Raw genomic sequence first — 25,841 nt, forward strand, 5'->3', positions numbered from 1 at the left:
AGATCAGATCGATACGCGGCACCAGCGAGCGCCGGAGCCGGTGGTTGATGGTCAGAAGCCCGGGGCGGCGCCGGGGGCTCTGGACAGGAGGGATGGAAGGGCGGGGCCGGGCCGGGGCTCACCTGTGGGAGGGAAGGTGAGGGCCGGGAGCACCCGGACCAGCCCTGACGGCTCGCGATCCGTGAGACAGATCTCGGCGACCCTGCGCCGCCCTCCTCGGGGCTCACGGACCACGTGGATCACCGCGTCGAGCGCCGCCGCGATCTGGCTGTGGACCGCCTCACGGGTCAGCCCCGCGGCGCAGGCCAGCGCTTCCAGCCGAGCGGGCACATCGGCGGGGTTGTTCGCGTGCAAGGTGCCGCAACCGCCGTCATGGCCGGTGTTCAAGGCGGCCAGAAGATCGACGACTTCGGCTCCGCGCACCTCTCCCACCACCAGGCGGTCAGGCCGCATGCGCAGGGCCTGCCGGACGAGGTCTCGCAGGCCGACCCCGCCGGCTCCTTCGAGGTTGGACGGTCGCGTCTCCAGGCGGACGACATGTGGATGGAGTGGGCGGAGCTCCGAGGAATCCTCGACGAGAAGCAACCGCTCGCCTGGATCGGCCAGCGAGAGAAGCGCGGACAACAAGGTGGTCTTCCCGGTGCCTGTGCCGCCGGTCACCAGGAAGGCCAGCCGGGCGGCCATGATCGCGCGAACCGCGACGGCGCCCTGACCCGGAACCAGCTCCTCCAGCGTGAAGGACCTGCGCGGTGGAAGCCGGAGAGACAGGCACGTGCCTTCGGGGGCGACGGGCGGCAGGACGGCGTGGAGCCGCACTCCACCCGACAGCCGCGCGTCCACATACGGGCAGGCGTCGTCCAGACGCCTTCCCGCCGCCGCGGCGAGCCTCTGGGCGAGCCGCCGGACCTCGTCGTCACCGGAGAACACCACCGAAGTGCGCCGCAGGCCGTGGCCGTCGTCGGCCCACACCTCACGGGGGCCGTTGACGAGCACGTCGGTGACCTCGGGCTCGGCGAGCAACGGTTCGAGGGGCCCCGCACCGATCAGGTCGGCACGCAGGGCACGGGCGACCGCGAGGATCTCGGCGTCACCCAGCACCGCCCGCTCGGCGCGGAGGGCGGCGGCGACCTGGGCGGCCGAGGGATCGGCGCCCGTACGGGCGAGACGCACCCGGACGGCCTCCACGAGCTCCGGTGACACCATGCCACGGCTCATCGGAACTCCAGGGTGCGAAGGAACTCGGCGCAGAAACGACCCAGAGGAGTGCGGTCGCCCAGCGGGGGCGCGTCTCCGCGGTTCAAGACCTCGGCGAGGCCCCTCTGATCGGGCAGGACTCCCGTACACGGCAGGCCGAGGGATGTGGCGATCACATCGTGACGCAGCGATCCGCCTCGGACCACCGCGCCCAGGGCCGAGGTGTGCCGGCGCAGTTCGATCAGCACCTGGGACGCCGCGAGCACTCCCCTGACGTCGGCGGGCACGAGAAGCAAGGTCGAGGCCGCCCGTGACAGCGCCTCGGCCGCTGCCGGGCCCACGTGGCGAGGAAGATCGACGACGACCAGATCGCATCCTCTGCGGGCCGCCTCCAGCACCGCCCGCATCGCCTCGGGAGGAATGGGCGGGGACTCTCCACGGTGCCACGACAGCACGGTCAGCTCGCCGATCGTGGGCAGGGCCTCCTGGAGGGCGGTGAAGCTCACCCGGCCTTCTCGCTCGACGACATCGGGCCATCGCGCGCCGGTGGCCTGCTCCTGGCCGAGGACGACGTCGATGCCGCCGCCGAGGGGATCAGCGTCTACGAGCAATGTGCGCAGACCCCGGCGTGAGCCCGCGAGGGCGAGGGAGGCGGCGAGCACGCTCGCGCCCGCGCCGCCCCTGCCGCCGATGACGGAGACCGTGTGCCCGGCCCTGACCATGGGCTCGGAGGCCTCGGCGAACTCGTCGACCAGCTGTCGCTCTGCGGCGGGGAGCTCCAGAACGGCCCGCGCGCCGACCGCCACGCATCTTCGCCAGACCGAGGGGTCCTCGGGTGCGCGTGTCACCAGCAGCACTCCTTGCCGGGGTGGCGGGCCGGTGGCCGCCAGCGCGTCGGCCGCGTCGGTGCCGACGACGACGAGCGGCGCCCGCTTCCAGTAGGGCCGGGCGTGCGTGGCCGCGTGGGCGACGTCGATCTCCACGCCGGCCGCGGCGGCGACGCGGAGAAGGTCGTCGAGCAGATCCTGATCTTCGGTGATCACCAGGGGACGGTTCACGTGTGGGCCTCCCTGCCGTTGGGAGGCCCACCTTGCGCGATCTCGCCCCGGGCCCATCGCGCCGAACCGCGTTCTGGGGATAACCCGATCGTCAGGCGACGCCTGCGCGGGCGGTTCTGGCGGAGACCATGTACGCGGCCGGCCCCAGGCGGAAAGGGTGGCCGGAGAAAAGGGGCGACCCCCGCCGGGGGGGGAGAGCGGGGGTCGCCAACCGGTCCGGCTCCGGGGGGGTAGAGCCGGTCCCGTTTTAGAAGAAAGCCTTCATCGTTGACCGAGGCCTGGCAAGGAAGCGGCAAAAGCTAACCCAAGCACGATCGCCTCTGTCATGTGGCCACCAACGTATGGTGCCCGATGAACTCAAGTTCCGTCGAGGAGCAATCTCTGTTTTTCACTAGTTTTTTTTCGCCGTAGCGGAGCGGCTACTGGAAGTGTGCGAAAAACGGCCATGGGAGTCCGATCACACTCGGTGATCGGGGTGGATTCACACGCTGATGTCAGGAAGATCGGCAACTGCGGCGCGACAAGGCTTTGCGGCTTACCTGGGAAGCCGTCCGCGCCGGGGTCAGAGCACTCCACAACTCAGTAAAGGTCTTGCTCCGGGGGGTTCCCATCAGGCCGGATCGGACGTAGAAAGGTGGCACGGACCTAGTGTCCGAGTACGGCCGCCGGGCACCCACGCGCGACCAGCCGCGGGAGGCGCGTCGAGACGGGCTTGACCCGCTCAGACGATTTGAGGTGCACGCTTGGTAACCCGGCGTGGCGTACTGGCGACGGCGTCCCAGACCAGGGACGCCGTTCGCTTGTGTACAAAGGTTTTCGCGTTCCCTCGCCAGCAACGCAAGATTTGGCTTCCTCGCACCGTTCCGGCGAAGATGTTTCCGCGCACACGCCCCAGACCCCAAGAACATCCTGCGCTTGCGCATGCGGGTTTCGGCGAACCCGGCCACGCGCCGACCACGCCAAGGCCAGGACCGAAATCGCCGGCCCACAGGACGGTCTCAGGCAGGCGCGGCCCCGGAGGGCGTGCCGGGTCAGCCTCGCTGGAGCGCTTCGCAGATGGCGGTGGACTCGCGAGCGCCCAGCTCCACAGCCGTTGCGCAGTGCCGTACCCAGCCCGCGACGCCCTCAGAGGTCCCCTTCAGGTACCCCCGAAGGCCCTCCCTGTAAGCCTCTCCCGAATCGGCGTGACCGACCTCGACGGCCACCAGGGACTTGGGGTCCAGGCCGAACTCGACGAGCGTGAGCCGCTCGGCCGCCCTCGCCACCAGGCCGTCGGCGGTCCCGAACGGGCGGAGCACCACCAGCTCGGCGTGGACGATGGCGGCGAGCACCAGCGCGGGAGCCTTCGTGGGGGTCGTGAGGAGCGCCACGAGCGAGGCCATCCGGGCCGCGGCGACCTCCGCCGCGGGCGCCGGCCCGAGGCCGAGCAGGTCGGACGTCGCGGGGCCTGTGCGGGGCCGCCCCAGCGGTTCTTCGCCGTCGGCGGGACCGGCGTACCCCCCCTCGCCACCTGACCCGGCGAACCCACCGCCGACATCAGACCCGAGGAACCCACCGCCCACATCACGCCCGGTGAACCCATGGCAGGCATCGATCCCGGTAAGCCCAGGGCCCGCACCCGGTTCTCCGGGCCGTCCCGCGGCACCAGGCCCGGAAGGCTCCCGGTAGAAGTCCGCGGCGGCCACGGCGTGCAGGCGTGCCAGCACCTGCCGCGGGGCCGTACGCCAGGTCTTGGACAGCCTCCCCACCTCGGAGGACGCCCGAAGGGCCCCCTGGGCGACGGGCGACCCGGCCATGCCGGACCGCAGTGACTCCAGCGGGATGTCGGCGCCCTCCAGGGCCGCCGAGGCCCGCGCGCCGCGAAGGGCCGACTCGGCCGACACCTCCGGCCCGCGCCGGCGCAGCACGCGGTGCCCGTAGAGTCGGTCGACGGCCGTACGGGCCTCCTGTACGGCCTCGGGGACGCCAGGAAGCCGGGCGATGACAGCCAGAGGGTCGCTCACGCCTCCCGACCTTACCCGCGAGTACAGTCTGTCCCGACGGCAGTGCAGGTCAACAAGGGGTCAAGGGAAGTCCAGGGGAGTGTGAGCAAAGTCGCACTCGGTTCAGAAGCGGGCCCGCGCGGAGTCAAGACGACGGCGCCCGGCGAATGCGGTGAACCGTTCGGCGCGCGGTTCGGACCGTTCAACGAGGTCCACGGAAACCCGCTCCGGCTCCTGTCACATTTATTGTTAGATATCATTCCCGCACCGAATGCGTCGTTTTTGTGACTGTCTGTAAAGTCGGTTGTGAACCACGTCAGACATGATCACCGAACGGCACGGCCGGTCCCACCTCTTGTCCCCGCCACCCCCAGCCTGGTGAAGTGGGACCCAGCCCGATCGAGCCAGGCCATGTGAAGGAGTACGTTGTGGCCCCGGAAACCCCTGGTCGCGAGACCCAGGAGACGCTGTCGAACCTGCTGCAAGAGACCCGGAGCTTCGCGCCCCCGGCAGACCTAGCGGCTTCCGCGAACGTCACGGCCGACGCCTACGACGAGGCGGCGGACGATCGTCTCGGCTTCTGGGAAAAGGCGGCCGACCGGCTGAGCTGGGGGCAGCGCTGGGAGACCACTCTGGAGTGGAATCCCCCATTCGCCAAGTGGTTCCTGGGCGGCACGCTCAACGTCGCCTACAACTGCGTCGACCGTCACGTCGAGGCCGGGCGCGGCGACAAGGTGGCGTACTACTGGGAGGGCGAGCCGGACGGCGACAACCGCACGCTCACTTACTCCGACCTCCTGCGCGAGGTCAGCAAGGCCGCCAACGCCCTGACCGAGCTGGGCGTGGGCAAGGGCGACCGGGTCGCGATCTACATGCCGATGATCCCCGAGCTGCCGATCGCCATGCTCGCGTGCGCCCGCGTCGGCGCGATCCACTCGGTGGTCTTCGGCGGGTTCTCCGCCAGCGCGCTCAGCGGACGCATCAAGGACGCCGACGCCAAGCTCGTCATCACCGCCGACGGCGGCTACCGGAGGGGCGCGCCGAGCGCGCTCAAGCCGACCGTGGACGAGGCCGTCGCCGAGTGCCCGGGCATCGAGCACGTGCTCGTCGTCCGCAGGACCGGCCAGGACGTCGCGCGTACGGAGAAGGACATCTGGTGGCACGAGCTGGTCGACCGGCAGAGCGAGCGGCACGAGCCCGTGCAGCACGACGCCGAGGATCCCCTCTACATCCTCTACACCAGCGGCACGACCGGTAACCCGAAGGGAATCCTGCACACCACCGGCGGCTACCTCACGCAGGTCGCCTGGACGCACCACGCGGTCTTCGACCTCAAGCCGGAGTCCGACGTCTACTGGTGCACCGCCGACATCGGCTGGGTCACCGGCCACTCCTACATCGTGTACGGCCCGCTCGCCAACGGGGCGACCAGCGTCATCTACGAGGGCACGCCCGACACCCCCCACCGGGGGCGCTTCTGGGAGATCGTGCAGAAGTACGGCGTGACGATCCTCTACACCGCCCCCACCGCGATCCGCACGTTCATGAAGTGGGGCGACGACATCCCCGCGAAGTACGACATGTCGACGCTGCGCGTCCTCGGGTCCGTCGGGGAGCCGATCAACCCCGAGGCGTACGTCTGGTACCGCGAGCACATCGGCGGGAACCGCAGCCCGGTCGTGGACACGTGGTGGCAGACCGAGACGGGCGCCATCATGATCAGCCCCCTGCCGGGCGTGACCTCAGGCAAGCCCGGCGCGGCGATGCGCCCGCTGCCCGGCATCGTGGCCGACGTGGTCGACGACGAGGCCAGGTCCGTGCCCGACGGCGGCGGCGGGTTCCTGGTGGTCCGCGAGCCGTGGCCGTCGATGCTCCGCGGCATCTGGGGCGACGACAAGCGCTACGCCGACACCTACTGGTCGCGCTTCGAGGGGATGTACTTCCCCGGAGACGGCGCCAAGCGCGACCAGGACGGCGACCTGTGGCTGCTCGGCCGGGTCGACGACGTCATGCTCGTGTCCGGTCACAACATCTCGACCACCGAGGTGGAGTCGGCGCTGGTGTCCCACCCGAAGGTCGCCGAAGCGGCGGTCGTGGGCGCCACCGACCCGATCACCGGTCAGGCCATCGTGGCGTTCGTCATCCTGCGCGGCGGCGCCGAGGAGGGCGAGAACATCGCCAAGGAGCTGCGCGACCACGTGGCCAAGGCGCTCGGCCCGATCGCCAAGCCGCGTCAGATCCTGGTGGTGCCCGAGCTTCCGAAGACCCGTTCCGGCAAGATCATGCGCCGTCTGCTCCGCGACGTGGCCGAGAACCGCAGCATCGGCGACGTCACCACTCTGGCCGACAGCTCTGTGATGAACCTGATCTCCGAGAAGCTGCCCTCGGCCTCGACCGAGGACTGACGCCTGAGAGGCCCCCGGCCTCGCCGTACGGCGGTACGGGAGGAAGGCGCGGACCCGGCTGCGGGTCCGCGCCTTCCGCGCGTCCTGGACGAAACCGCTCGTGCGACCCGGCAGGGCCGTACCGCGATCACGTTCAGTAGTCTGGGGATGGTCGTGCCTAGATGTCCGGTTGGTTCTGCCGTCCGACCCGATCCGACCGATCCGACGGGATCTGACGGATCCGACGGATCTTCGGTGATCGTGATAGCCGGCCTCACGATCGGGAAGTACCCGGGCATATTAGGTGGCGCGTGGTTGTCCGTACGGCCGGGTCTGGCCAGACTGTCGGAGGAGTGGGGCCGCCGTGCCTGCGGGGAGCGCGCATCACGAGCCCGATCGCCGTGGCGATCTCGCCTCATGTGCGCGTCCGAACCCGCGGACCGGACGGCGAGGCGCGACGATAAGCACCATCGCACAAGATGAATGTGTCCGGAATTTCCGTTAGGAGAGCACACATGGCCGCTCCTCCCGAGGAGGAATCGCTCGGCGCCCTCGTCGCCCAGGCGAGCCACCACATATCCACCCTGGTCCGCTCGGAGATCGAGCTGGCGAAGGCCGAGCTGAAGTTCGACGCGAAACGGGTAGGCACGGCGGCCGGGCTCTTCGGCGTGGCCGCGTTCATGCTGCACCTGTGCCTGATCCTCGCGTCGTTCGCGATCGCCTACGGGCTCGTGCAGCTCGGCATGATGCGGTGGCTGGCGTTCACCATCGTGACCGCGTTCTACCTGATCGTGGCCCTGCTGCTGGCCTTCGTCGGCTACCGGAGGCTCAAGGGCCTCGCCGGGATGAAGCGCACCACCCGGAGCCTGAAGAACCTCAAGAACGGCGGCACGCACGACGACGAGCTCGACGCCCTGGTGGGCACGGGCCCCACGCGCGTACCCGAGCCCTACCGTGGCCCCACGGCGGGGCAGGTCGGCCACCACCGCGTGCCCGTGACCGACGAGACCGACTCCCTCCCCGACCCCGGGCATACGAGCCCCCGGCCGTGAGCTACGCCATGAGCACGCGTCCCGACGAGTCGCTGGCCCGGATACCCGGGCCCTGGACCCATCGCTCCGTCCACGCGGGGAACGGGATGTTCCACATCGCGGAGGCCGGTGAAGGGCCCATGGTGCTGCTGCTGCACGGCTTCCCGCAGTTCTGGTGGACCTGGCGCCGCCAGCTCGTGTCCCTGCCGGAGGCGGGGTACCGGGCCGTCGCGGTGGACCTGCGCGGGTACGGGGCGAGCGACAAGCCTCCCCGGGGGTACGACCTGCCCGCGCTGGCGGGCAACATCTCCGGGTTGATCCGCGCGCTCGGCGAGACGTGCGCGGTCGTGGTCGGCCACGACTGGGGCGGCCTGGTCGCGTGGACGATGGGGGCGACGGACCCCAAGGCGGTGCGCCGCCTGGTCACCGTCTCGGCCCCGCATCCCCTGCGGCTGCGCCAGGCCATGCTGACCCAGCCCTTCGGGCAGCTCAAGGCCAGCGGTCACCTCTTCGGCTCCCAGCTTCCGTGGCTCCCCGAGCGGTGGCTGACCAAGGACAACGCCTCGCGCGTCGGGCAGTTGCTGGACGCCTGGTCGGGGCCCGAGTGGCCCGAGGAGGACGTCGCCGGCACGTACCGGGACGTGTTCCGCATCCCCACGGTCGCCCACTGCGCGCTGGAGTACCACCGCTGGTTCGTACGCTCGCAGCTCCGGCCGGACGGCATGCGCTACCGCAGGCTCATGCGCACCGAGATCGAGATGCCGACGCTGCAGATGCACGGCTCGCTCGACCCCTGCACGCTGCCGCGTACGGCCCAGGGCTCCAGCAGGTACGTCGCCGCGCCGTACCGCTGGCGGCTCATCGAGGGCGCCGGGCACTTCCCGCACGAGGAGCGCCCCGAGCAGTTCGACGCGGAGCTGCTGGGCTGGCTCGGCGACCCCGAGCCCGACCGGTGAGGGCACCAGGCGGGCGGCTTCCAGAGGCCGGGACGGAGCGACGATGAGCCAGGTGGGGCGAGACAGGGATCCCGCTGGACGGCCGCGTAACGCCCGTCCCAGGGACGCGCTGGGCCGTCCCCTGCCTAAGGGCGTGCCCGGTGTGGAGCGGGTCCCCGACGACTACGCGCCCGGCGCCGGCCAGGCCGTGGCCGACGCGGTCCGCTACCTCGCCGAGGAACGGCCCTTCCATGCCCACGAGGTGCTGGAGGCTCGCTGGAAGACCGGACCGGCGGAGGAGCGCGAACTCTGGCAGGGACTGGCGCAGGTCTGTGTCGGGCTCACCCACATCCAGCGGGGGAACGCCCGGGGGGCCGCCACCCTGCTCAACCGTGGTGCCGACAATATCGCGCGATACGCGCCCGAACCCCCGCGAGATCAGCCCTTCGACCTGGACGAGATGGCGCGCACCGCCCGCGACCTGGCCGAGCACCCGGCGTCCGATCCCGGCGCCGCGATCACCCGCGTGGCCGAGATCCTGAAGCTCCCCGGACGCGGCCATTGATCGAGCACCGACCTCGGCGCGTCACCGACCTGCTGACCGAGTACAGCTAGTCGCAGTCCTGGGTGTCGACGCGCGCGAGGGCGCCGCTGCCGTCGTCGGCGTCGGGCCGTACCTCCGCGGCGGTGAGCGCGTACCCGGTGTCCGGCTCGTCGGTCGCCGCGGCGAAGATCACCCCGTACACCTGGCCGCTGGGGGTGAGCAGGGGGCCGCCGGAGTTCCCGGCCTGCACCAGCCCGCGGATCGCGTAGACCTCGCGGGTGACGGTCTTGCGCGAGTAGATGTCGGACGCCTTGGCGTTCTGCTTGACGCGGATCCTGGCCGGCTTGGTGGTGAACCCCTTGCCCTTGGGGAAGCCCGCGATGATCGCGTCGTCCTGGCTCTCGGCGGTGTAGTCGAACTTCAGCGGCGACACGTCCAGGTCGGGGACGTAGAGGATGGCGATGTCCCTGTCGGGGTTGTAGAGCACGACCTGGGCGTCATGCCCCACACGGTTCTCGTCGGTGACCCGCAGCTCCTGGGTGACCCCGGCGACGACGTGCGCGTTGGTCATGATGCGGTGGGGCGCGAAGACGAACCCGGTGCCCTCGATGCGCTTGCGGCACGCGGGCGCGGTGCCCTGGACCTTGACGATCGCGCGGCGGGCCTTCTGGAGCTGGGGCCCCTTGACCACGCTCGCGTCGGGCGGCGGGACGTCGACGAACTGGCCGCCGCCGATCGCGTTGAACACCTGCGGGAACTCCGAGGTGTCCACGAACTTCTTGAAGGAGAGCCGCCAGTCCTTGGCCTGCTCGGGCATCGCCGTGTCGACGGTCTGGAGCAGCAGCGAGCCGTTGGTCTGCTGCCGCAACCATGGAAAGGGGGCGACGGAGAGCAGCGAGCCGATCAGCCACGCTATGACCAGCACGGACAGCGCGCTGGTGAAGGTGCCGCCGACCGCGTCGACCGTGCGGGCGGGCTCCCAGGTGACATGGCTGCGGACGACCGCGCCGATCGTGGAGGACGCGAACTGGCCGACGACCGCCGCCAGGAACACGATCACGATGGCGAGCAACGCCTGCTCCGTGGAGGCGCTGACGACCGCGTGCGCGATCGGCGGCGCGATCAGGACCCCGAGAAAACCTCCCCCGACGAAACCGAGGAAGCTGAAGGCCCCGATGATGAACCCCTGCCGGTAGCCGGAAACGGCAAAGGCAATCACGAGAACAATCAGGATGAAGTCGAGGAGATCGCCGCTCACGCTTCAACGGTATCCAGCGCGGCCACAAGCCGTGCACCCGTTGGCTCGATATCGTTGCCGCATGGTATCGATCGGGGGGTCGAACGACAGGCGTACGGACGGGCACCCCGGCACGGGCACAGGCACCGGGGGCCGCTCCCACGGGAGCACCGGCACCGGCGCCCGGCCCGGCCCGGCAAACCCACACGAGCCTGCCACAGGGAATGTAAGCGGCCATAACCCGGGTGACGCGTATGAACCCAGCCAGGCCGGCGTACGAACATCCCAATCCGCCGACGTGCGAGAAGTGGGGACGGAAAGCCCTCGGAGCTCAAGGCCGGGGAACACGGAGGAACGACACCAAGGGTGGGAAGACGTGCTCGAACCGACACCGGCGAACGTCAGGGAGCCGAGCTTAGGAAGGCCGCGCGAGCACGCGCCTCTCCGATGGGAGGGCGCCGGCCTGCCCACCAGCCACGGCCTGGCAGCGCGCGGCGTCGGCGAGCTGATCGCGCTCGCGCTCGACGACGAGGACCCGGACGGCCCGATCAGGTGGAAGGCCGTGGGCGCCCTTCACGCGAAGGGCGATCTGGAGACCTTCACCGAGGCCAGGAGGCTCTGTGGGAGCGACTCCCGCGCCGAGCGGGTGCTGGGCGTGGACATCCTCGGAGAGCTCGGCGCGCCGCAGCGTCCGTTCGTCGACAAGACCCTCTCCGTCCTGCGCTACCTGGCCGCCGGCGACGACGACGTACGGGTGCTCCACGCTGTGCTGATCGCGTTCGGGCACCTGCGTGACCCGAGGGCCCTGCCGTCGGTGATCGAGCTGGCCACCCACCAGGATCCCACCGTGCGTTACGGGGCGGCGTACGCGTTGTCGCACGTCCTTGGACGTCCGGCGGACCCGGCCGGGCTCGCGGCGCTGCGGCGGCTCGCCAGGGACCCCGACGACGACGTGGCCGACTGGGCGGCGCTGGGCCTGATACTCCCGTAGAGGCTCCCGAACAGGCCCCCCGAGCCAGGCCTCGCGCAGAGGGTTCCGCAGGAACCTTCCGCGGAGGCTTCCGCAGGGCTTCCGCAGGGCTTCCGCAGGGCTTCGGCGGGAGCCTTCCGCAGGGGGCCGGGGTCCGTCAGCGCCGGGCGAGTCTGAGGACTTCGGGTGGCAGGTCCTCGATGCGGTCGTCGTCCCAGGGCCGTTCGAACCCGGTTACCGCCAGCACGTCGTCGAGCACGCCCGCCGTGAAGCCCCAGACGAGCATGCCCCGCACCCGGAAGGCCGGCCCGGCGGTGTAACCGCCAGGGAAGCGGAGCCGCAGGCGGTTGACGGGGTCGGCCAGCTCCGCCATCGGCACGCGTGCCACCGCCTCGACCTCGTCGGGCGAGGCGGCATGCACCGTGCTCGGCGTGTGCCACCAGCCCAGCACCGGCGTCACCCGGTTGTCGCTCCGCCAGATGTACAGCTCCGGCAACGTGCCGATCACGTGGACGCCGCTCGGATCGAGGCCCGTCTCCTCCTCGGCCTCGCGCAGAGCGGCCCCCACGGGGCCGCCGTCGCCGGGATCCACCCCTCCACCGGGGAACGCGGGCTGACCCGCGTGGTTGCGCCCCTTCGCGCTGCGCTGGATGAGCAGGACGTCGGGCCCGTCGGCCGACTCGCCGAACAGCAGCAGGACCGCCGCGTGACGCCCGCCGTCGAGCGGGGGCCGCATGGGGGCGGGGACGGGACGGTCGGGGGCGCTGGCCGCGAGGTCGTTCAGCCAGCCGGGCACGGGCGCAGTCATGCGATACCTCCTGCGGGGAGCAACATCAGCGGCACCCGGCTGCTTCCCCAAGATGGCCCATGGAGGCACAGACACGTGACGCCCGACGGCCCCGCGAGACGGGCCGATCAGGGACCGGTGCGGGCGGGGCGGCCACATCGGGGAGACGGGCCGATCGCCCCGGTACGGACGCGACGGGGCGGGCCGATCGCCCCGGTACGGACGCGAGGGGGCGGGCCGATCGCCCCATTACGGACGCGACGGGACGGGCCGGGCACCCCGGTCATGACGCGGCGGGGCGGGCCGGTCGGTCATGAGAACGGGCCGGTGCGGACGAGCTTCGACGCCTGGGCGGGGTCGGTCGGGCCCTCGCCGTAGGACGGGCACAGGCTCGCGAGCGGGCACACGCCACAGGCCGGCCTGCGGGCGTGGCAGATGCGGCGGCCGTGCCAGATCAGATAGTGGGACATCTGCGTCCACTCGCTCTTGGGGATCAGGTCGCCCACGGCGTGCTCGATCTTGACAGGGTCGGTCTCCGTCGTCCACCCGAAGCGGCGGGTGAGCCGCTGGAAGTGGGTGTCCACCGTGATCCCGGGCACGTCGAAGGGTTCTCCCGTTTTAGGATCACGTGCGTTCCCCAACACGACATTGGCCGTCTTGCGCCCCACCCCCGGCAAAGTGACCATCTCTACCAAGGTCCTGGGCACCTCACCTGCGAACCTGTCCCGCAGCGCCACCGACAACCCGATGATCGCCTTCGTCTTCGCCCGGAAGAAACCGGTCGACTTGATGATCTCCTCAACATCCTCCGGATCGGCCGCGGCCAGATCCTCAGGGGTCGGATACTTGGCGAACAGAGTCGGGGTGACCATGTTCACCCGCACATCGGTGGTCTGCGCCGACATCACCGTGGCGATCAGAAGCTCGAACGGAGTGTTGAAGTTCAACTCGCAGTGCGCGTCGGGGTAGGTCTCGGCCAAGATCCGGGTCATCCTGCGGGCCCGCCGCACCAAACCCAGTCGGGTCTCGTTCTGGAACCGCTTCGCCCTCTGCCCCGGGGTCACCACCTGCGTCGCCATGGCGTCCAGCGTAAGACCTCGGCGCATCGCAGGCGCCGCGCTCCGCCATGTCCGCCAAGGCGCTCGACGGCGGTTGTTCCCGGCGTTGGAGTGCCGGCGGGTGGGCGTAGGTTTTGGTTCGGTCCGGCGTGCGGGCGCGCCGGCGGCTCCTGCACAGCGGGGCGCCCGTCGGCAAGTGCTGTCCCGCCAGCAGACGCTACCGCCACTGACTAGCCTGGGCCGCCGAGCATCGAAGGCCATTACGCTACGAATGTCGCACCGTTCAGGGGTTGCATCCGGTACCTGGGTACGCGCTCATCGTCCTACGAGATCGAGATGTGTCACGTATGGCATGGGCTGCGTTGATCAGGCCGATGTGGCTGAGAGCCTGCGGGAAGTTGCCGATCGGCTCTCCGGTGGCCGAGTCGACCTCCTCGGCGAGCAGGCCGACGTCGTTGGCATAGGAGACGGCGGTCTCGAACACCCTTCTGGCCGCGGGTCGCTCGCCGGTGAGGGCCAAGGCGTGCGCGAGCCAGAAGGTGCACAGCAGGAACGTGCCCTCCTGTCCGGCGAGCCCGTCGGCGGCGTGGTAGCGGTGGACGAGGCCGCGGGCGTCGCTCAGGCCGGTGGCGATGGCGCGCACGGTGGACCGGACCCGTGGATCGTCCGGGGCGAGGAATCCCACCAGCGGCATCACCAGCAGCGCGGCGTCCAGGCCGGTGCCGCTGAACGTCTGCGTGAAGGCGCCGATCCGCGGGTTCCACGCCTGGCTCAGGATCGCGGCGCGGATCTCTTCCCGGACGCGCGTCCAGTCACCGACGCGCCCGCCTGCCTCCAGCAGCGGAGCGAGCGCGATAGCCCGGTCCAGCCCGACCCAGCACATCAGCTTGGAATGCGTGAAGTGCCGGCTGGGCCCGCGGACCTCCCAGATGCCCTGGTCCGGCTCCCGCCAGCGACGGGCGGCGGCTTCGGCCACCCCGACCAGCATCGCGCGGGTGAACGGGTCGAACGGGCCGGTGTCACAGTAGGTCTGGTGGGCGGCGTCCAGCAACTCCCCGTAGACGTCGAGCTGAGCCTGGCGCCAGGCGTCGTTGCCGACCCGCACCGGAGAGCTGCCGCGCCAGCCGCGCAGGTGCGGCAGGCGTCGTTCGCTCAGGTCGCGTTCGCCGCCGACGCCGTACATGATCTGCAGATCGGCGCCGCGATCGAGCTGGGTGGCCGAGGCGCGGGCCAGGAAGCCGAAGAAGGCGGTCTCCTCGATCTCGCAGGCGGCGGTGGACAGGGCCTGCAGGGTGAAACTGGCGTCCCGGACCCAGGTGTAGCGGTAGTCCCAGTTGCGCTCCCCGCCGATGCACTCGGGCAGGGAAGTGGTGACCGCGGCGACGATGGCCCCGGTGGGAGCGTACGTCATCGCCTTCAGCACTCTGCCGCTGCGCTCGACCAGATCGCGCCAGGGGCCTTCGTAGCTCGCGTGCAGCCGTGACCAGGAGCGCCAGCCCCGGACGGTGTCCTTGACCCTGCGCCGTACCTCGCGGGAGGTGCGGCACGGCGGATCGGGGTCCCATGCCCAGCCGGCCTGAAGCGCGAAGCCGAGGCTCTGCCCGGCCCGCAAGGTGACGGCGGCGTCCGCCACGGAGCCGCTCACCCGCAACTCCACCGGGCTGGACAGGGTCAGCGCGGTCGCGCCGCCGCGCGCGATCAGACCGCCGCGGACGGGCTGCATCAGCGGGTGGACGAGGCCGAACTCCGGACGCGGCGCGTAGGCCATGTCCACGGCCACACTGCCCTCGACGCAGGTCACCTGCCGCAGCACCAGCCCGGCGGAGGACGCTCCCAGATCGTGCCCACGCTCCCCGGCGCCCAGTGCGAGCGCGTCCGTCAGGACCAGCGTGCCCTCACGGGTACGGAACGTGGTCTCCAGCACCAGGGTGCCGGGGACGTAGCGGCGGGTGACCTCGGCCGGGCAGGCCGGACCGAGCGCCCAGTGGCCGGCATCGTCATCGAGCAGTTGGGCGAAGATCGCGGGGCTGTCGAAGCGAGGCAGGCACAGCCAGCCCACCGAGCCGTCGCGGCTCACCAGGGCGGCCGACCGGCAGTCCGACACCATCGCGTAGTCGCCGATCGGCCGGGTGCTCACCGGTGCGCCCTGCCGGCCAGGCGGCCGCCGGCCGCGCGCCGCACGGCGTAGACGAGTGCGGACCCGGCGAAGAGCGCCAGGGTGACCAGCAGCCATCGGCCGAGGTACGGGTCGGTGCTCAGGGCCGTCGCCTTCCGGTAGTTGTACTCGGACGCGCGCAGGATGAGGGGGAACCAGATGAGCAGCAGCAGCCCCGACAGCCCCGCCGGTACCCGCAGGTAGTCGACCGACGGCCCCGGTCGCCTATCGCCCACCGCTGGGAGGCGCTGTAGGCGACGGTCCGCCGCGGAGTAGAGAGGAAGGACGACGAGATCGTGCAGGATCACGGCTCCGAGGAACCACAGCAGGAATCCCAGCAGGATGCCGGCGGCGATGACACGAGTGAGGGCGTAGGCGGCCACCCCGAAGCAGGCGAACAGTGCGAACAGGTGCCACAGACCGGCGCCATAGCGTTCTCGCGCCCGCCGGCGCGCCTCGCCGATCCTGCCCCTCATGGCACTGATCCCGCCCCTCATGGCGGGGCCCGGAAGTCGAGCTCGCGCACCCATTTGGTGTTGTGCACGCCGGGGGCGTTGGGCACCATGATCCGGGCGGGGAACCCGTGGTCCAGCGACAGGTCGGCGCCGTTGACCCGCAGCGCCAGCAGGGAACGGGGATCGGTCGCCTGCCCCGGGCTCAGCGACACGTGGCTGAACACACCGCCCCGCTGCAGCGAGCGGACGTAGACGCCCGCGCCGCCGTCCGCCCCGCCCAAACGTGCCAAGTCGGTGAGCCGGACGCCGGTCCACGTCTGCTCGGTGGACCATCCCTCCACGCAGGCGATCGGCAACCGGTAGGTGTACAGCGGCATGGCCAGCAGTTCCTCACGCGACAACCGCACCTGACGGGCGCCATGCACCGTCAGCCGCCACTCGGGCCCGGTTTCGGCCGCGACGACGCCCACGCTCGCCGCCGTCTTGTTCACCTGGAAGTCGTTCGGCCCGGACCCGTAGTACCGCCCGTGCGGGGCGAGCAGCGCGGTACGCCGCAGCGGGCCGTCCATCGTCTGCCCGGCCGACAGGCCGAGTACGGTCAGGGAGCCGCCGCCGACGAAGGCCAGCAGGCCCCGGCGTGAGATGGTCGGCGGCGCGGGAGCGGCGGCGACCAGGCCGTCGGGGTCAGGTGGTTCCGGGCGCGTGTCGCGCAGAGATGTGCGCAGTTCCTGACGGAAGCTGCGGAATCGCAGGGATGTGAGCAGCCGGGGCAGCTTGATGGCGATGTGCACCGCCAGCGCGGCCAGAAAGATCCATGCGCCGTACAGGTGCGCCGGGTAGAAGGAGAAGGGAAAGACGTAGAAGAGCTGGATGTTGAGGATGCCGGTGACGAACTCGAAGACCGCGCCGCCGACCAGGAGCAGCAGGCTGGCCCGTTCGAGCGTCTGCGCCGGGGTGCCGGTCGGCGGCCAGGTGAACAGCTTGGGGATCACCGACCACAGCTTGGCCAGCAGGATCGGCACCAGCGTCAGGCCGAGGATGACGTGCACGCCCTGGGTAACGCGGTAGAGCCAGACCGGGCTGGTCGGCCAGTCGAAGAGATAGAAGCCGAACAGCCCTCTTTCCGGCGTGAGGTCGTTGCCCGGTAGCCGGGGATCATAGGCGGCGTACGAGATCAGGCCCGTGATGGCCACCAGCGGAAGCCCGACCAGCAGCACCAGCCCGAACACGGAGGTCAGCCACGGGCCACGCAGCGGACTGCGCCAGAACTCCGGCCGGAACGGGCCCGGCGGACGCTCCTGCCCCCGCAGGTACGCCCTCAGCCGCGCGCCGGGCCTGCTTGCCGCAGACCGACCCTGATGGTGACGGCGCCCGTCCGACGCATCCGACATGATCCCCCCGAAGCCGGCGCAGGCAGGAGCCGGCCACCGACCTACCGCCAGTTCTCACCGTGAATACCGTCGGCCAAAGTCGGACCACGCCCTGTTTTCCGTCATACTCCGTCTCCGGGGGAATGGCTTTCCCCAAGCGGGAGCAGCGGAAGACCGCAGGCGTCCTGGTCGGCGCCACCGCCATCTGAACCTCGACCCGCGCCGGACGTCCCCTGACACACCGAGCTTCGTCAGCGCCTCCGCATTCCAGTGCTCGCGGACGGGCAAGTCGCCACCATGGCCGGGATGGTGTGGGCCACCACCCTGGTTCAGTGTCTGGAGTCCAGGAAAGGCCGCCGCCGGTGTCGGCCAAGAATTCTTACGGCCTTCGAACTCTCCTCGGCCATTGCGCCCCGGCTTGTGGGATGGGGCCTACCGTCGGCCGGGTGAGGGTACTCGTGACCGGTTCGGCCGGGTTCATCGGAAGTCATGTCGTCGAGGCGCTGGAGGAGGCCGGGCACGCCGTCTCGGGGATCGACCTGCGGAACGGGGACGACGTGCGCGACACCGCCGTCCTGGACCAAGTGCTCCCCGGTGTGGAGGCGGTGGTGCACCAGGCGGCCAAGGTCGGGCTCGGCGTGGACGTCGCCGATCTGCCGGAGTACACGTCGGTCAACGCCTATGGCACCGCCGTACTGCTCGCGGCGATGGCCGGGCACGGTACCGGGCGGCTGGTGCTGGCGTCCTCGATGGTCGTCTACGGGGAGGGGGCCTACGAGTGCGCCCGGCACGGGCGGGTGCGGCCGGGCCCGCGTGCCGCAGCGGACCTGGCGCGGAGGCTGTTCGAACCGCGCTGCCCCCGGTGCGGCTCCCCCGCGACGCCCGTCACGATCGGCGAGGACGCGCCCGCCGACCCGCGCAACGCCTACGCCACCACCAAGCTCGCCCAGGAGCACCTGTCCGCCAACTGGGCGAGGGAGACCGGCGGCACGGCGGTCGCGTTGCGCTACCACAACGTCTACGGGCCGAGGATGCCCAGGGACACGCCCTACTCCGGCGTGGCGGCGATCTTCCGGTCCTCGCTGGAGGCGGGACGCGCGCCGAGGGTCTTCGAGGACGGCCGGCAAAGGCGCGACTTCGTGCACGTCCGCGACGTCGCCCGGGCCAACCTCGCCGCCCTGTCCGGCGGCACGCCGGGAGCCCTGGCCGCGTACAACATCGCCAGCGGCGAGCCGCGCACGGTCGGCGAGATGGCCGCCGCGCTCGCCGCCGAGCGGGGCGGCCCGGATCCCGTCCTCACCGGCGAGTACCGGCTCGGCGACGTCCGGCACATCGTGGCCTCACCCGTCCGGGCCTCCGAGGAACTCGGCTTCCGGGCGCGCACCACCTTCGCCGAGGGCATGAAGGAGTTCGCCGGCGCTCCTCTTGCCTGACTCGCCCATGTGAGGTCCCGGCGGGGCGACGAAGAAGGCGTCACGCCGGGTCGCGGATCGTGTCGGCGACGTGAGAGGGATGGCCCCGGTCACCAGGGAGATGCGACCAGCCCTTGCAGCAGCAGACCGGTCAAAGCCTGCGCGGCGAGCATGCGGCGGCCGGGAGCGTACGCCGCCGACAGGCCGATCCACACGGCGAAGGCCACCCAGATGCGCTCCACCTCCCCCCGCGTCACCCCGCTGACGTCCAGCGCCAGCACCGCCACCAGCGCCGCGGCCACCACGGCGGCGATCCCGTGGCGGCGTGCCAGGTTCATCACGGCGGCCACGATCCCGGCCATAGGGATGTGGGCACGAGGATTCCCGCAGACCGCGGTGACGGCCGGGCAGTGGGTGAGGTGGCGCCCCGCGTGGACGAGGCCCGCGGTCGTGGCCGGGCCGGTGATCAGGGCGAGGACGGCTAGGTTCGCCACCAGGAAGTACAGGTAGGGGCGGGCGGCGCCCGGGTCGGCCGCCCATTCCGCGTGGGTGGCCGCCACCCCGGCGAGCCACGAGAAACCCGCCGCCGCGAACAGGCCCGTCACGGCCGCCGCCCCGGCCAGGGCGGCGAGCACCGCCGGGCGCGGCAGCCGGGCGAGCAGGGCGACGCTCGCCGGGATCACCAGGTAAGGGACCAGCCCGTAGCTGAGGTAAGGCAGTGCGCCGAGCAGCACCCCCGCCCCCGCCGCGTACCACGTCCTGGTCGTGGTGCTCCGGCCGAGCACCAGGAGCGCGACGCCCCACGCGCCGACACCGGCGAAGAAGGCGTCCATCGTGGTGGCGATCCAGACCGAGGCCGGGGTGAGGGCGAGGTACGGTAGCACCCGCCGGGCCGCGTCCTCCCCCGCCAGGCGGCGTACGGTGAGCCCGATCGCCACCGTCGCCGAGCAGCCGGCGAGGATCACCAGGATCGCCGCCCACAGCGGCCCGCCCAGGCCCACGGCGGCGAGCGCCCACACCACGAGCACCGGCAGCGGCGGATGCCCGCGCACGTGCGTCGGATACTCCGGCAGCCGCTGCGTGAAGGTCGCCAGCCAGCCGAGCGGGTCGTGGCCCACCGCGGGCAGCACGGCTAGGTACTCCTCGCGGTGAGTGAACGGTGCGGCCAGTCCGTCGGCCGATATCGCCAGCAAGATCGTCCAGGCCAGCGCGCATCCGCAGGCGACGAGCAGGGCTCGTCCGAACCCGCCCTGCCCGGCCCATCCCGGCAGGTTCCGTACGGCGACCACCGCGAAGGCGACCGCCGGCAGCAGCGTGACCGTGAGCACCCGGAAGTGCGCGTGCAGCGGCGGCAGGTGATCGATCCGCAGCACGCCGAGCGCGTGCAGGACCGCCCCCACCGCGAAGCAGCCGGCGATCAGCGCCCCCCACCCGGCGAGCGCCCCGCGCGTCCGGGGGCCACCGGGGTTCCCCGCCTCGCAGGTACGGGTACGCGTGCCGGTCGTCCACCGACCCGATCTTTCCGCCACACCGTAACAGTAGGTCTGAGCTGCACTTATTTTGAAGACGGCGTCACCACGCCGTAAGAATCCTCAGGCCCGCCCTGCCTTAGCGTCGGACCCATGGAGATCGACGTGGTGCTACCGTGCCTGGACGAGGAGGCCGCGCTTCCCTGGGTCCTGGAGCGCATGCCGGCCGGCTACCGGCCCATCGTGGTGGACAACGGGTCGGCAGACGACTCGGTGAAGATCGCCACCGGCCTTGGGGCCCGGGTGATCGTGGAGCCGCGGCGCGGTTTCGGCGCCGCCTGCCACGCCGGGCTGCTGGCCGCGACTTCGGACATCGTCGCCTTCATGGACGCCGACGCCTCCCTCGACCCGCGGCAACTGCCCAGGGTGACCGGGCCCGTAGGAGCCGGAGACGCCGACCTGATGCTCGGCCGGCGGATCGCCCGGTCGCCCGGCGCCTGGCCGCCGCACGCGCGCGCCGCCAACGCCCTGCTGGCCCACCGGCTGCGCCGCCGCACCGGGGCCGCGTTGCACGACCTCGGCCCGATGCGCGCGGCCCGCCGCACCGGGCTCCTCGCCCTGGCCCTGCGTGACCGCAGGTTCGGCTACCCGCTGGAGATGGTGCTGCGCGCCGCCGCGGACGGCTGGCGGATCGCCGAGGCCGAGGTGGACTACCTTCCGCGCGCGGGCCGCTCCAAGGTCACCGGCACGGTACGCGGCACCGTGCGCGCCATCGGCGACATGCGGCGGGTCATCAGGGAGACCGCGTGACGCAGATCCTGGTCATCGCCAAGGAGCCGGTACCCGGCCAGGTCAAGACCCGGCTCTGCCCGCCCTGCACCGAGGAACAGGCCGCCCGGCTCGCGGCCGCCGCCCTGGAGGACACCCTGCACACAGTGGCCGCGACGTGCGCGCCGCACCAGGTCCTCGCCCTCCAAGGGCTGCCAGGGCCCTGGTTGCCTCCCGGTTTCACGGTGATCCCGCAACGCGGGCGTGGGTTGGACGAGCGGCTCGCGGCCGCCTTCACCGACGCCCACGGGCTGCACCCCGTGCCGACCGTGCTCGTCGGGATGGACACCCCCCAGCTCACCCCGTCCCTGCTCGAAGCCGCCGCCGACGCGCTGACCGAGCATGACGCGGTGTACGGTCCCGCCGCGGACGGGGGCTTCTGGCTCCTCGGCCTGCGCCGCCCCGACCCCGCGCTGCTACTCGGCGTGCCCATGTCACGACCGGGCACCGGAGCGGCCCAGCTCAAGCGCTTGCGCCAGGCCGGGCTGCGCCTGGCCCTGCTGCCCGAACTGCACGACGTCGACACCTTCGCCGACGCCCTCCACGTCGCCGCGCAGGCCCCCGGCACCAGGTTCGCCGCGACGCTGGACGCCGTGCGCATGAGCATGGCCGCGCACTGACCATGACGGGGAGGCGGGCTGAACGGCTCGGTGCGCAGGCGACGGACGTCGTCCTCGGTCCACAGCTTGGCCAGGAGCAGAGGGATCGTCTCGGGTCCTGCGGGTTCTCCGGGTTCTCCGGGTTCTTCAGGTCAGGGTGGCGAACCATCGTCCCGCCTCGTTCCACTGATCCGCGGAAGGGAAGCCACAGCTGCGGGCGAGCGGTCCGATGTCGTCGGCGGAGACCGTCGCCCAGGGAAACCAGTCGGCCGCCCGCCCGCCGCGACGCAGCCGCACCCACTCCACTCCGCTCCGCGACCCGGGCGGCGCCAGCTCGGCGATCACCGCGCCGCCGGGCCGTACCAGCTCGCGGAGCCGGCGCAGCAGGGCCGCCGGGTCGCCACCGATTCCGATGTTCCCGTCGGCCAGCAGCGCCACGGCCCAGCGGCCGGTGCCGGGCAGCCACTCGAAGACGCTTCTGCGCAGCGCCGGCCCGCCCGCGCGCCGCGTCAGCGTCACCGCCAGCGGGGTGATGTCGATGCCAAGGACCGGCACGCCCATCCGGGCCAGGGCCGCGGTCAGCCGGCCGGGCCCGGAACCGACGTCGAGCGTCGGCCCGCCGCACCTGGCCAGCAGTGCCCCGTCACCCTCGATCGGCCGCAACCACCGCTCGGCGGCCAGGGGCCGGACCCGTCCGTCGGAGTACTCGACGTCCACGTCCCCTCCCATCAACGCGTCCTCATAGAAGGCGCCGATCACGCGGCGTCTCCCCGTTCGCCGGATCCCGTGGCCGGAAAGCCGGGAAAACCAGAACCGCCGCGATTGTCGTTAGCCGGCTCGCATGCCGCGGGCGAACGCGGCGGACGACCGCTCATGGCGAAATGATCGATCACACTCCGACGCTACAGCGGAATGCACTCGTTGACTCTTACGGGCCTGTGACGTGATGCCGGGGCCGCCGATCGCAGTGAAGGTGTCCTGACCAGCTAAGACGCATCACCGCAGGCGTGGGTCCTGGCCTTTGGCACATTCGCAGTGAATAGCAGGATCGGCACACCTGAAATGCTTCGCATAAAACCCTTCAAACCGATGTATACATATCCCACAGGGACCATTCCTTCGCCGGGTCGCGCAGCGGACATCGCTTGATCATCCTGATTTCGCGCTCGGCTGCGTCGTGGTCGAAGGGAACCCGTTCGTCTCAGGTGAACCGCAGAGATCCACGCCGCTTCGAACAGCTTCGTGAGCCGAGCCAGACCCAGCTCACTGGTCAAGAGCTCCGCCACCCCCGACTGGGCGGTGAAGCCGCTCCGACCTTCCACGGCCGCCACCGTCGGCGAAGCGGCCTTCTCCGTGTTCGCCGAGTTCAGCGGGAGGACTTTCTCCCTGGAGGATCCGGCGCTTTCATGTTGCCTTGGGCGGGACGAACGCGTTGCCGAGCACCACGTTGGCGGTCTTCCTGCCGACCCCCGGCAGGGTGACGAGCTCCTTGAGCTTGCCGGGCACCTCGCCGCCGTAGCGGTCGCACAGAGCCTGCGCCATGCCCATGATGCTGTTCGCCTTCGCCCGGAAGAATCCGGTCGAGCGGATGATCTCCTCCAGCTCGGCCATGTCGGCGCCGGCATAGTCAGCAGCCGTCCGGTACTTGGCAAAAAGTGCCGGAGTAACCAGATTGACTCTTTTGTCCGTACACTGCGCTGAGAGGATCGTTGCGACCAGCAGCTCCAGCGGGTTGCCGAAGTCGAGTTCGCAGTGGGCGTCGGGGTAGGCTCCCGCCGGGATTCGGGTCATTCGCCGAGCTCGGCGCACCAAGGCGAGCCGGGACTCCCCAGCGGAGGTTACTTTGCGGGGCATCCGACAGCCTACGCGGACGGGCTCCATGAGACCCGCTTGGTGCGGTACGTCACAATGTCTAGCAGTGAGCGCGATCCCAGGTGTGGAGCGCAGTCGTGTTGGCGCGACCACTGGAGCGAGGAGGCACCGTGAATACCGACGAAGTGCTGGGCAGGGCCCCTTTGTTCTCCGCGCTCGACCGTGAGAGCGCGGCCGCGCTCCGTACGGGCATCTCGGAGGTGGAGCTCCACAAGGGGCAGACGCTTTTCAGCGAGGGAGAGACGGGCGACAGGCTCTACGTCGTACTGGACGGCAAGATCAAATTAATCCGCACGGCCCCCGACGGCCGCGAGAACCTGCTCAGCGTGCTCGGCCCGAGTGAGATGTTCGGAGAGCTGTCCCTGTTCGACCCGCGCCCCCGTACGGCCAGCGCGATCGCCCTGACCGATGTGCGCCTGGCCGGGCTCGGCCACGACGACCTGCGGCCCTGGCTCACCGGACGTCCTGAGGTCGCCCTCCACCTGCTCCGTGCCCTCGCGCAGCGGCTGCGCCGCACCAACGACGTGATGGCCGACCTCGTCTTCACCGACGTGCCCGGCCGGGTCGGCAAGGCGCTGCTCGACCTCGCCGAGCGCTTCGGGCAGCGCACCGAGGAGGGCCTGCGGGTCCATCACGACCTCACTCAGGAGGAGCTGGCCCAGTACGTCGGCGCCTCCCGCGAGACCGTCAACAAGGCGCTCGCCGACTTCGCCCAGCGCGGCTGGCTGCGCATCGAGGCCAAGGCCGTCGTCATCATGGACGCCGACCGCCTCTACAACCGTTCGAGGTAGGCGAGCTGCGCCCGCACGGACATCTCCGCCGCGGGCCACAGCTCCTCGGACAGCCCGGCGTAGACGACCCGTACGATCTCTCGCGGCGTGGTGGCGCCCTCGCGCTGGGCCCGCCTGATCTGGTCAAGGCGCTCGCGCCGGTGGGCGATATAACCGTCCAGCGCCGCGATCGGCTCCGGCAGGACGGGCCCGTGACCCGGCAGCAGGGCCGTGGCCGCCATGATCTCGGCACTCGCCCGCAGGCGGTCGAGGCTGCGCAGGTAGTCGGCCAGATCGCCGTCGGGCGCGATCACCGTGGTCCCCCGGCCGAGGATCGTGTCCCCGGTCAGCATGGCCCCGTCGACCGGCAGCCAGAAGCACAGCGAGTCGAACGAGTGGCCCGGCGTGCCGACGACCCTGAGCTCCAGGCCGCCCGCCGTCACCACGTCCCCGTCCGCGAGCCCCTCGTCCCCGAGAACGTGCCGGGGGTCCAGGGCCCGTACCCGGGCGCCGGTGATCTCGGCGAACCGCCTGGCTCCGCCGCTGTGGTCCTCGTGCCCGTGCGTGAGGAGGATCGCCTCCACCCGCCTGCCCGCGAGGTGGCCGGCCACCCGCAGAAGGTGGTCCTCGTCGTCGGGACCGGGGTCCACGACCACCACGGCCTCCGCACCGGGCTCGCCGATGACCCAGGTGTTCGTGCCGTCCAGGGTCATCGGGGACGCGTTGGGCGCGAGCAGGTTGGTCGCGCGGGCCGTACCGGACCCGTCGGGGCCGCTCAGGGGGATTCGGAGACCACTCATGACATTCGATAGTCCTCGCCGGGGATGACCAGCCACATCGCGCCGTCCACCTCGGCGACCCGGGGCTGGAAGGTCACGATCTCGCGCTCGCACGCCAGCACGGCGGCGACATCGTCATACGCCGCCAACTCGGTCAGCGTACGGATCGTCGGGGGCATGAGGAAGATCTGCCCCTCCTTCGCCCGGCCGAGCGCCCGCGCCGGACGGAGCCACGCGACCTCGTCGGCCTCGCCGCCCACGTCGCGCGTGCGCTGGCCAGGAGGCATGGCGGCCACGAAGAACCGCGTGTCGAACCGCTTGTGCTCGACGTCCGGCGTGATCCAGTGCGACCAGGGCCTGAGCAGGTCGGCACGCAGGACCAGCCCTCGGTTGTTCAGGAACTCACCGAGCGACAGGCGCCGGTCGATCAGCGCCTCGCGGTCGGCCTCCCAGTCGTCGCCCGTGGTGTCGGCGACGACCGTGTCCGCGCTCGGCCCTGCCAGCAGGACCCCGGACTCCTCGAAGGTCTCCCGTACGGCAGCGCAGACCAGGCCGCGGGCGGTGCTGGTGTCGGCTCCGAAGATCGCACCCCAGGTCTCGGGGGCCGGCCCGGCCCAGGCGACCGTCTGGTCGGCGTCACGGGGGTCGACCGAGCCGCCGGGGAAGACGTACGCCCCGGCGGCGAACGCCATGCTGGCCTTGCGCCGGATCATGTAGACCTCAAGGGCCGGCGCCCCGCCGGCCCCGGCCTCGGCTTCTCCCGGCTCGGCTCCGGCTTCTCCCGGCTCGGCCTCGGTTGCCCCCGGCCCGGCGAGGTCCTGGACGGGGCGTAGGAGCGCCACGGTCGCGGCGTCTCTGGCGGGCACGGGGGCGAGGTCACCCGAAAGGATCGCACGGGCACGCTCTCCGAACTCGCCGGGCAGCGGGATGCCGTTCATGCCACCTCCATGAT

Annotated in this window: 22 protein-coding genes and 1 pseudogene; 9 read left to right on the forward strand and 14 right to left on the reverse strand. The window is 71.2% G+C overall.

The genetic code is table 11. The features are described 5' to 3' along the window. Nucleotides 1-51 precede the first annotated feature (51 nt). The 3 genes from ACGFIV_RS00590 to ACGFIV_RS00600 form a co-directional block, all read right to left on the reverse strand. The gene (locus ACGFIV_RS00590; RefSeq protein WP_358553150.1) at nt 52-1,215 is read right to left on the reverse strand and encodes a TadA family conjugal transfer-associated ATPase; all 1,164 of its coding nucleotides are present in this window, start codon (nt 1,213-1,215) and stop codon (nt 52-54) included. Beyond that, nucleotides 1,212-2,252 (reverse strand): septum site-determining protein Ssd, encoded by a 1,041-nt coding sequence (gene ssd, locus ACGFIV_RS00595; protein WP_358553152.1) that lies wholly within the window; start codon nt 2,250-2,252, stop codon nt 1,212-1,214. The genes ACGFIV_RS00590 and ssd overlap by 4 nt, the downstream gene beginning before the upstream one ends. A 1,031-nt stretch (nt 2,253-3,283) precedes the next feature. Further along, the gene (locus tag ACGFIV_RS00600; RefSeq protein ID WP_358553154.1) at nt 3,284-4,255 is read right to left on the reverse strand and encodes an oxidoreductase; all 972 of its coding nucleotides are present in this window, start codon (nt 4,253-4,255) and stop codon (nt 3,284-3,286) included. 407 nt (nt 4,256-4,662) lie between these two features. On the opposite strand from ACGFIV_RS00600, the gene acs reads away from it, so the two are divergent. From acs to ACGFIV_RS00620, 4 genes are all read left to right on the forward strand, one after another. Next, nucleotides 4,663-6,639: an acetate--CoA ligase gene (acs, locus tag ACGFIV_RS00605; RefSeq protein ID WP_358553156.1), complete on the forward strand. Its 1,977-nt coding sequence runs from the start codon at nt 4,663-4,665 to the stop codon at nt 6,637-6,639. Between the two features lie 494 nt (nt 6,640-7,133). Next, on the forward strand, nt 7,134-7,670 hold the full coding sequence (locus ACGFIV_RS00610; protein ID WP_358553158.1) for a phage holin family protein: 537 nt from the start codon (nt 7,134-7,136) through the stop codon (nt 7,668-7,670). Between the two features lie 8 nt (nt 7,671-7,678). Next, nucleotides 7,679-8,605, forward strand: a complete 927-nt coding sequence (locus tag ACGFIV_RS00615; protein WP_358553160.1) for an alpha/beta hydrolase — start codon at nt 7,679-7,681, stop codon at nt 8,603-8,605. Between the two features lie 43 nt (nt 8,606-8,648). Next, nucleotides 8,649-9,149 (forward strand): DUF309 domain-containing protein, encoded by a 501-nt coding sequence (locus ACGFIV_RS00620; protein ID WP_358553162.1) that lies wholly within the window; start codon nt 8,649-8,651, stop codon nt 9,147-9,149. 46 nt (nt 9,150-9,195) lie between these two features. On the opposite strand, the gene ACGFIV_RS00625 is transcribed toward ACGFIV_RS00620, so the two are convergent. Continuing rightward, nucleotides 9,196-10,386 (reverse strand): MarP family serine protease, encoded by a 1,191-nt coding sequence (locus tag ACGFIV_RS00625; protein ID WP_392830662.1) that lies wholly within the window; start codon nt 10,384-10,386, stop codon nt 9,196-9,198. Between the two features lie 355 nt (nt 10,387-10,741). On the opposite strand from ACGFIV_RS00625, the gene ACGFIV_RS00630 reads away from it, so the two are divergent. Beyond that, on the forward strand, nt 10,742-11,356 hold the full coding sequence (locus tag ACGFIV_RS00630; protein WP_358552107.1) for a HEAT repeat domain-containing protein: 615 nt from the start codon (nt 10,742-10,744) through the stop codon (nt 11,354-11,356). Nucleotides 11,357-11,492: 136 nt separating this feature from the next. Here ACGFIV_RS00630 and ACGFIV_RS00635 read toward each other — a convergent pair whose 3' ends face one another. The 5 genes from ACGFIV_RS00635 to ACGFIV_RS00655 form a co-directional block, all read right to left on the reverse strand. Further along, nucleotides 11,493-12,143 carry a CoA pyrophosphatase gene (locus ACGFIV_RS00635; protein WP_358552105.1) on the reverse strand — a complete coding sequence of 217 codons (651 nt, stop codon included), beginning with the start codon at nt 12,141-12,143 and terminating at the stop codon, nt 11,493-11,495. A 290-nt stretch (nt 12,144-12,433) separates the two neighbouring features. Continuing rightward, nucleotides 12,434-13,201, reverse strand: coding sequence for an endonuclease III (gene nth / locus ACGFIV_RS00640; RefSeq protein WP_358552103.1), 768 nt, complete (start codon nt 13,199-13,201; stop codon nt 12,434-12,436). 262 nt (nt 13,202-13,463) lie between these two features. Beyond that, nucleotides 13,464-15,317 (reverse strand): glycoside hydrolase family 15 protein, encoded by a 1,854-nt coding sequence (locus tag ACGFIV_RS00645; protein ID WP_358552101.1) that lies wholly within the window; start codon nt 15,315-15,317, stop codon nt 13,464-13,466. Then, nucleotides 15,314-15,811 carry a hypothetical protein gene (locus ACGFIV_RS00650; RefSeq protein WP_358552099.1) on the reverse strand — a complete coding sequence of 166 codons (498 nt, stop codon included), beginning with the start codon at nt 15,809-15,811 and terminating at the stop codon, nt 15,314-15,316. Before ACGFIV_RS00650 ends, ACGFIV_RS00645 begins: the two co-directional genes overlap by 4 nt. 17 nt (nt 15,812-15,828) lie before the next feature. Then, nucleotides 15,829-17,181 (reverse strand): molybdopterin-dependent oxidoreductase, encoded by a 1,353-nt coding sequence (locus ACGFIV_RS00655; protein WP_358552097.1) that lies wholly within the window; start codon nt 17,179-17,181, stop codon nt 15,829-15,831. Between the two features lie 425 nt (nt 17,182-17,606). On the opposite strand from ACGFIV_RS00655, the gene ACGFIV_RS00660 reads away from it, so the two are divergent. Then, nucleotides 17,607-18,593, forward strand: a complete 987-nt coding sequence (locus ACGFIV_RS00660; protein WP_358552095.1) for an NAD-dependent epimerase/dehydratase family protein — start codon at nt 17,607-17,609, stop codon at nt 18,591-18,593. Nucleotides 18,594-18,682: 89 nt separating this feature from the next. Here ACGFIV_RS00660 and ACGFIV_RS00665 read toward each other — a convergent pair whose 3' ends face one another. Then, on the reverse strand, nt 18,683-20,101 hold the full coding sequence (locus ACGFIV_RS00665; protein WP_358552093.1) for a hypothetical protein: 1,419 nt from the start codon (nt 20,099-20,101) through the stop codon (nt 18,683-18,685). A 93-nt stretch (nt 20,102-20,194) separates the two neighbouring features. Here ACGFIV_RS00665 and ACGFIV_RS00670 point away from each other — a divergent pair, with 93 nt between their 5' ends. Then, the gene (locus ACGFIV_RS00670; protein ID WP_358552091.1) at nt 20,195-20,851 is read left to right on the forward strand and encodes a glycosyltransferase family 2 protein; all 657 of its coding nucleotides are present in this window, start codon (nt 20,195-20,197) and stop codon (nt 20,849-20,851) included. Continuing rightward, entirely contained in the window at nt 20,848-21,489 is a 642-nt protein-coding gene (locus ACGFIV_RS00675; protein ID WP_358552089.1) for a TIGR04282 family arsenosugar biosynthesis glycosyltransferase, read from the forward strand. Before ACGFIV_RS00670 ends, ACGFIV_RS00675 begins: the two co-directional genes overlap by 4 nt. Before the next feature lie 126 nt (nt 21,490-21,615). Here the strand turns inward: ACGFIV_RS00675 and ACGFIV_RS00680 are convergent, their stop codons facing one another. After that, nucleotides 21,616-22,227 carry a methyltransferase domain-containing protein gene (locus tag ACGFIV_RS00680; protein ID WP_358552087.1) on the reverse strand — a complete coding sequence of 204 codons (612 nt, stop codon included), beginning with the start codon at nt 22,225-22,227 and terminating at the stop codon, nt 21,616-21,618. Between the two features lie 648 nt (nt 22,228-22,875). Beyond that, a pseudogene (gene nth, locus ACGFIV_RS00685) lies at nt 22,876-23,322 on the reverse strand (endonuclease III domain-containing protein); the annotation flags it as partial. 128 nt (nt 23,323-23,450) lie between these two features. On the opposite strand from nth (ACGFIV_RS00685), the gene ACGFIV_RS00690 reads away from it, so the two are divergent. After that, complete coding sequence (locus ACGFIV_RS00690; protein ID WP_358552085.1) at nt 23,451-24,131, forward strand: Crp/Fnr family transcriptional regulator; 681 nt, start codon at nt 23,451-23,453, stop codon at nt 24,129-24,131. On the opposite strand, the gene ACGFIV_RS00695 is transcribed toward ACGFIV_RS00690, so the two are convergent. Beyond that, nucleotides 24,113-24,910, reverse strand: coding sequence for an MBL fold metallo-hydrolase (locus tag ACGFIV_RS00695; RefSeq protein WP_358552083.1), 798 nt, complete (start codon nt 24,908-24,910; stop codon nt 24,113-24,115). The genes ACGFIV_RS00690 and ACGFIV_RS00695 overlap by 19 nt on opposite strands. Beyond that, on the reverse strand, nt 24,907-25,827 hold the full coding sequence (locus tag ACGFIV_RS00700; protein WP_358552081.1) for an NUDIX hydrolase: 921 nt from the start codon (nt 25,825-25,827) through the stop codon (nt 24,907-24,909). The genes ACGFIV_RS00695 and ACGFIV_RS00700 overlap by 4 nt, the downstream gene beginning before the upstream one ends. Between the last annotated feature and the right edge of the window lie 14 nt (nt 25,828-25,841).

This window comes from Sphaerisporangium sp. NPDC049003, from assembly GCF_043197795.1.
Taxonomy (GTDB): Bacteria; Actinomycetota; Actinomycetes; order Streptosporangiales; family Streptosporangiaceae; genus Sphaerisporangium.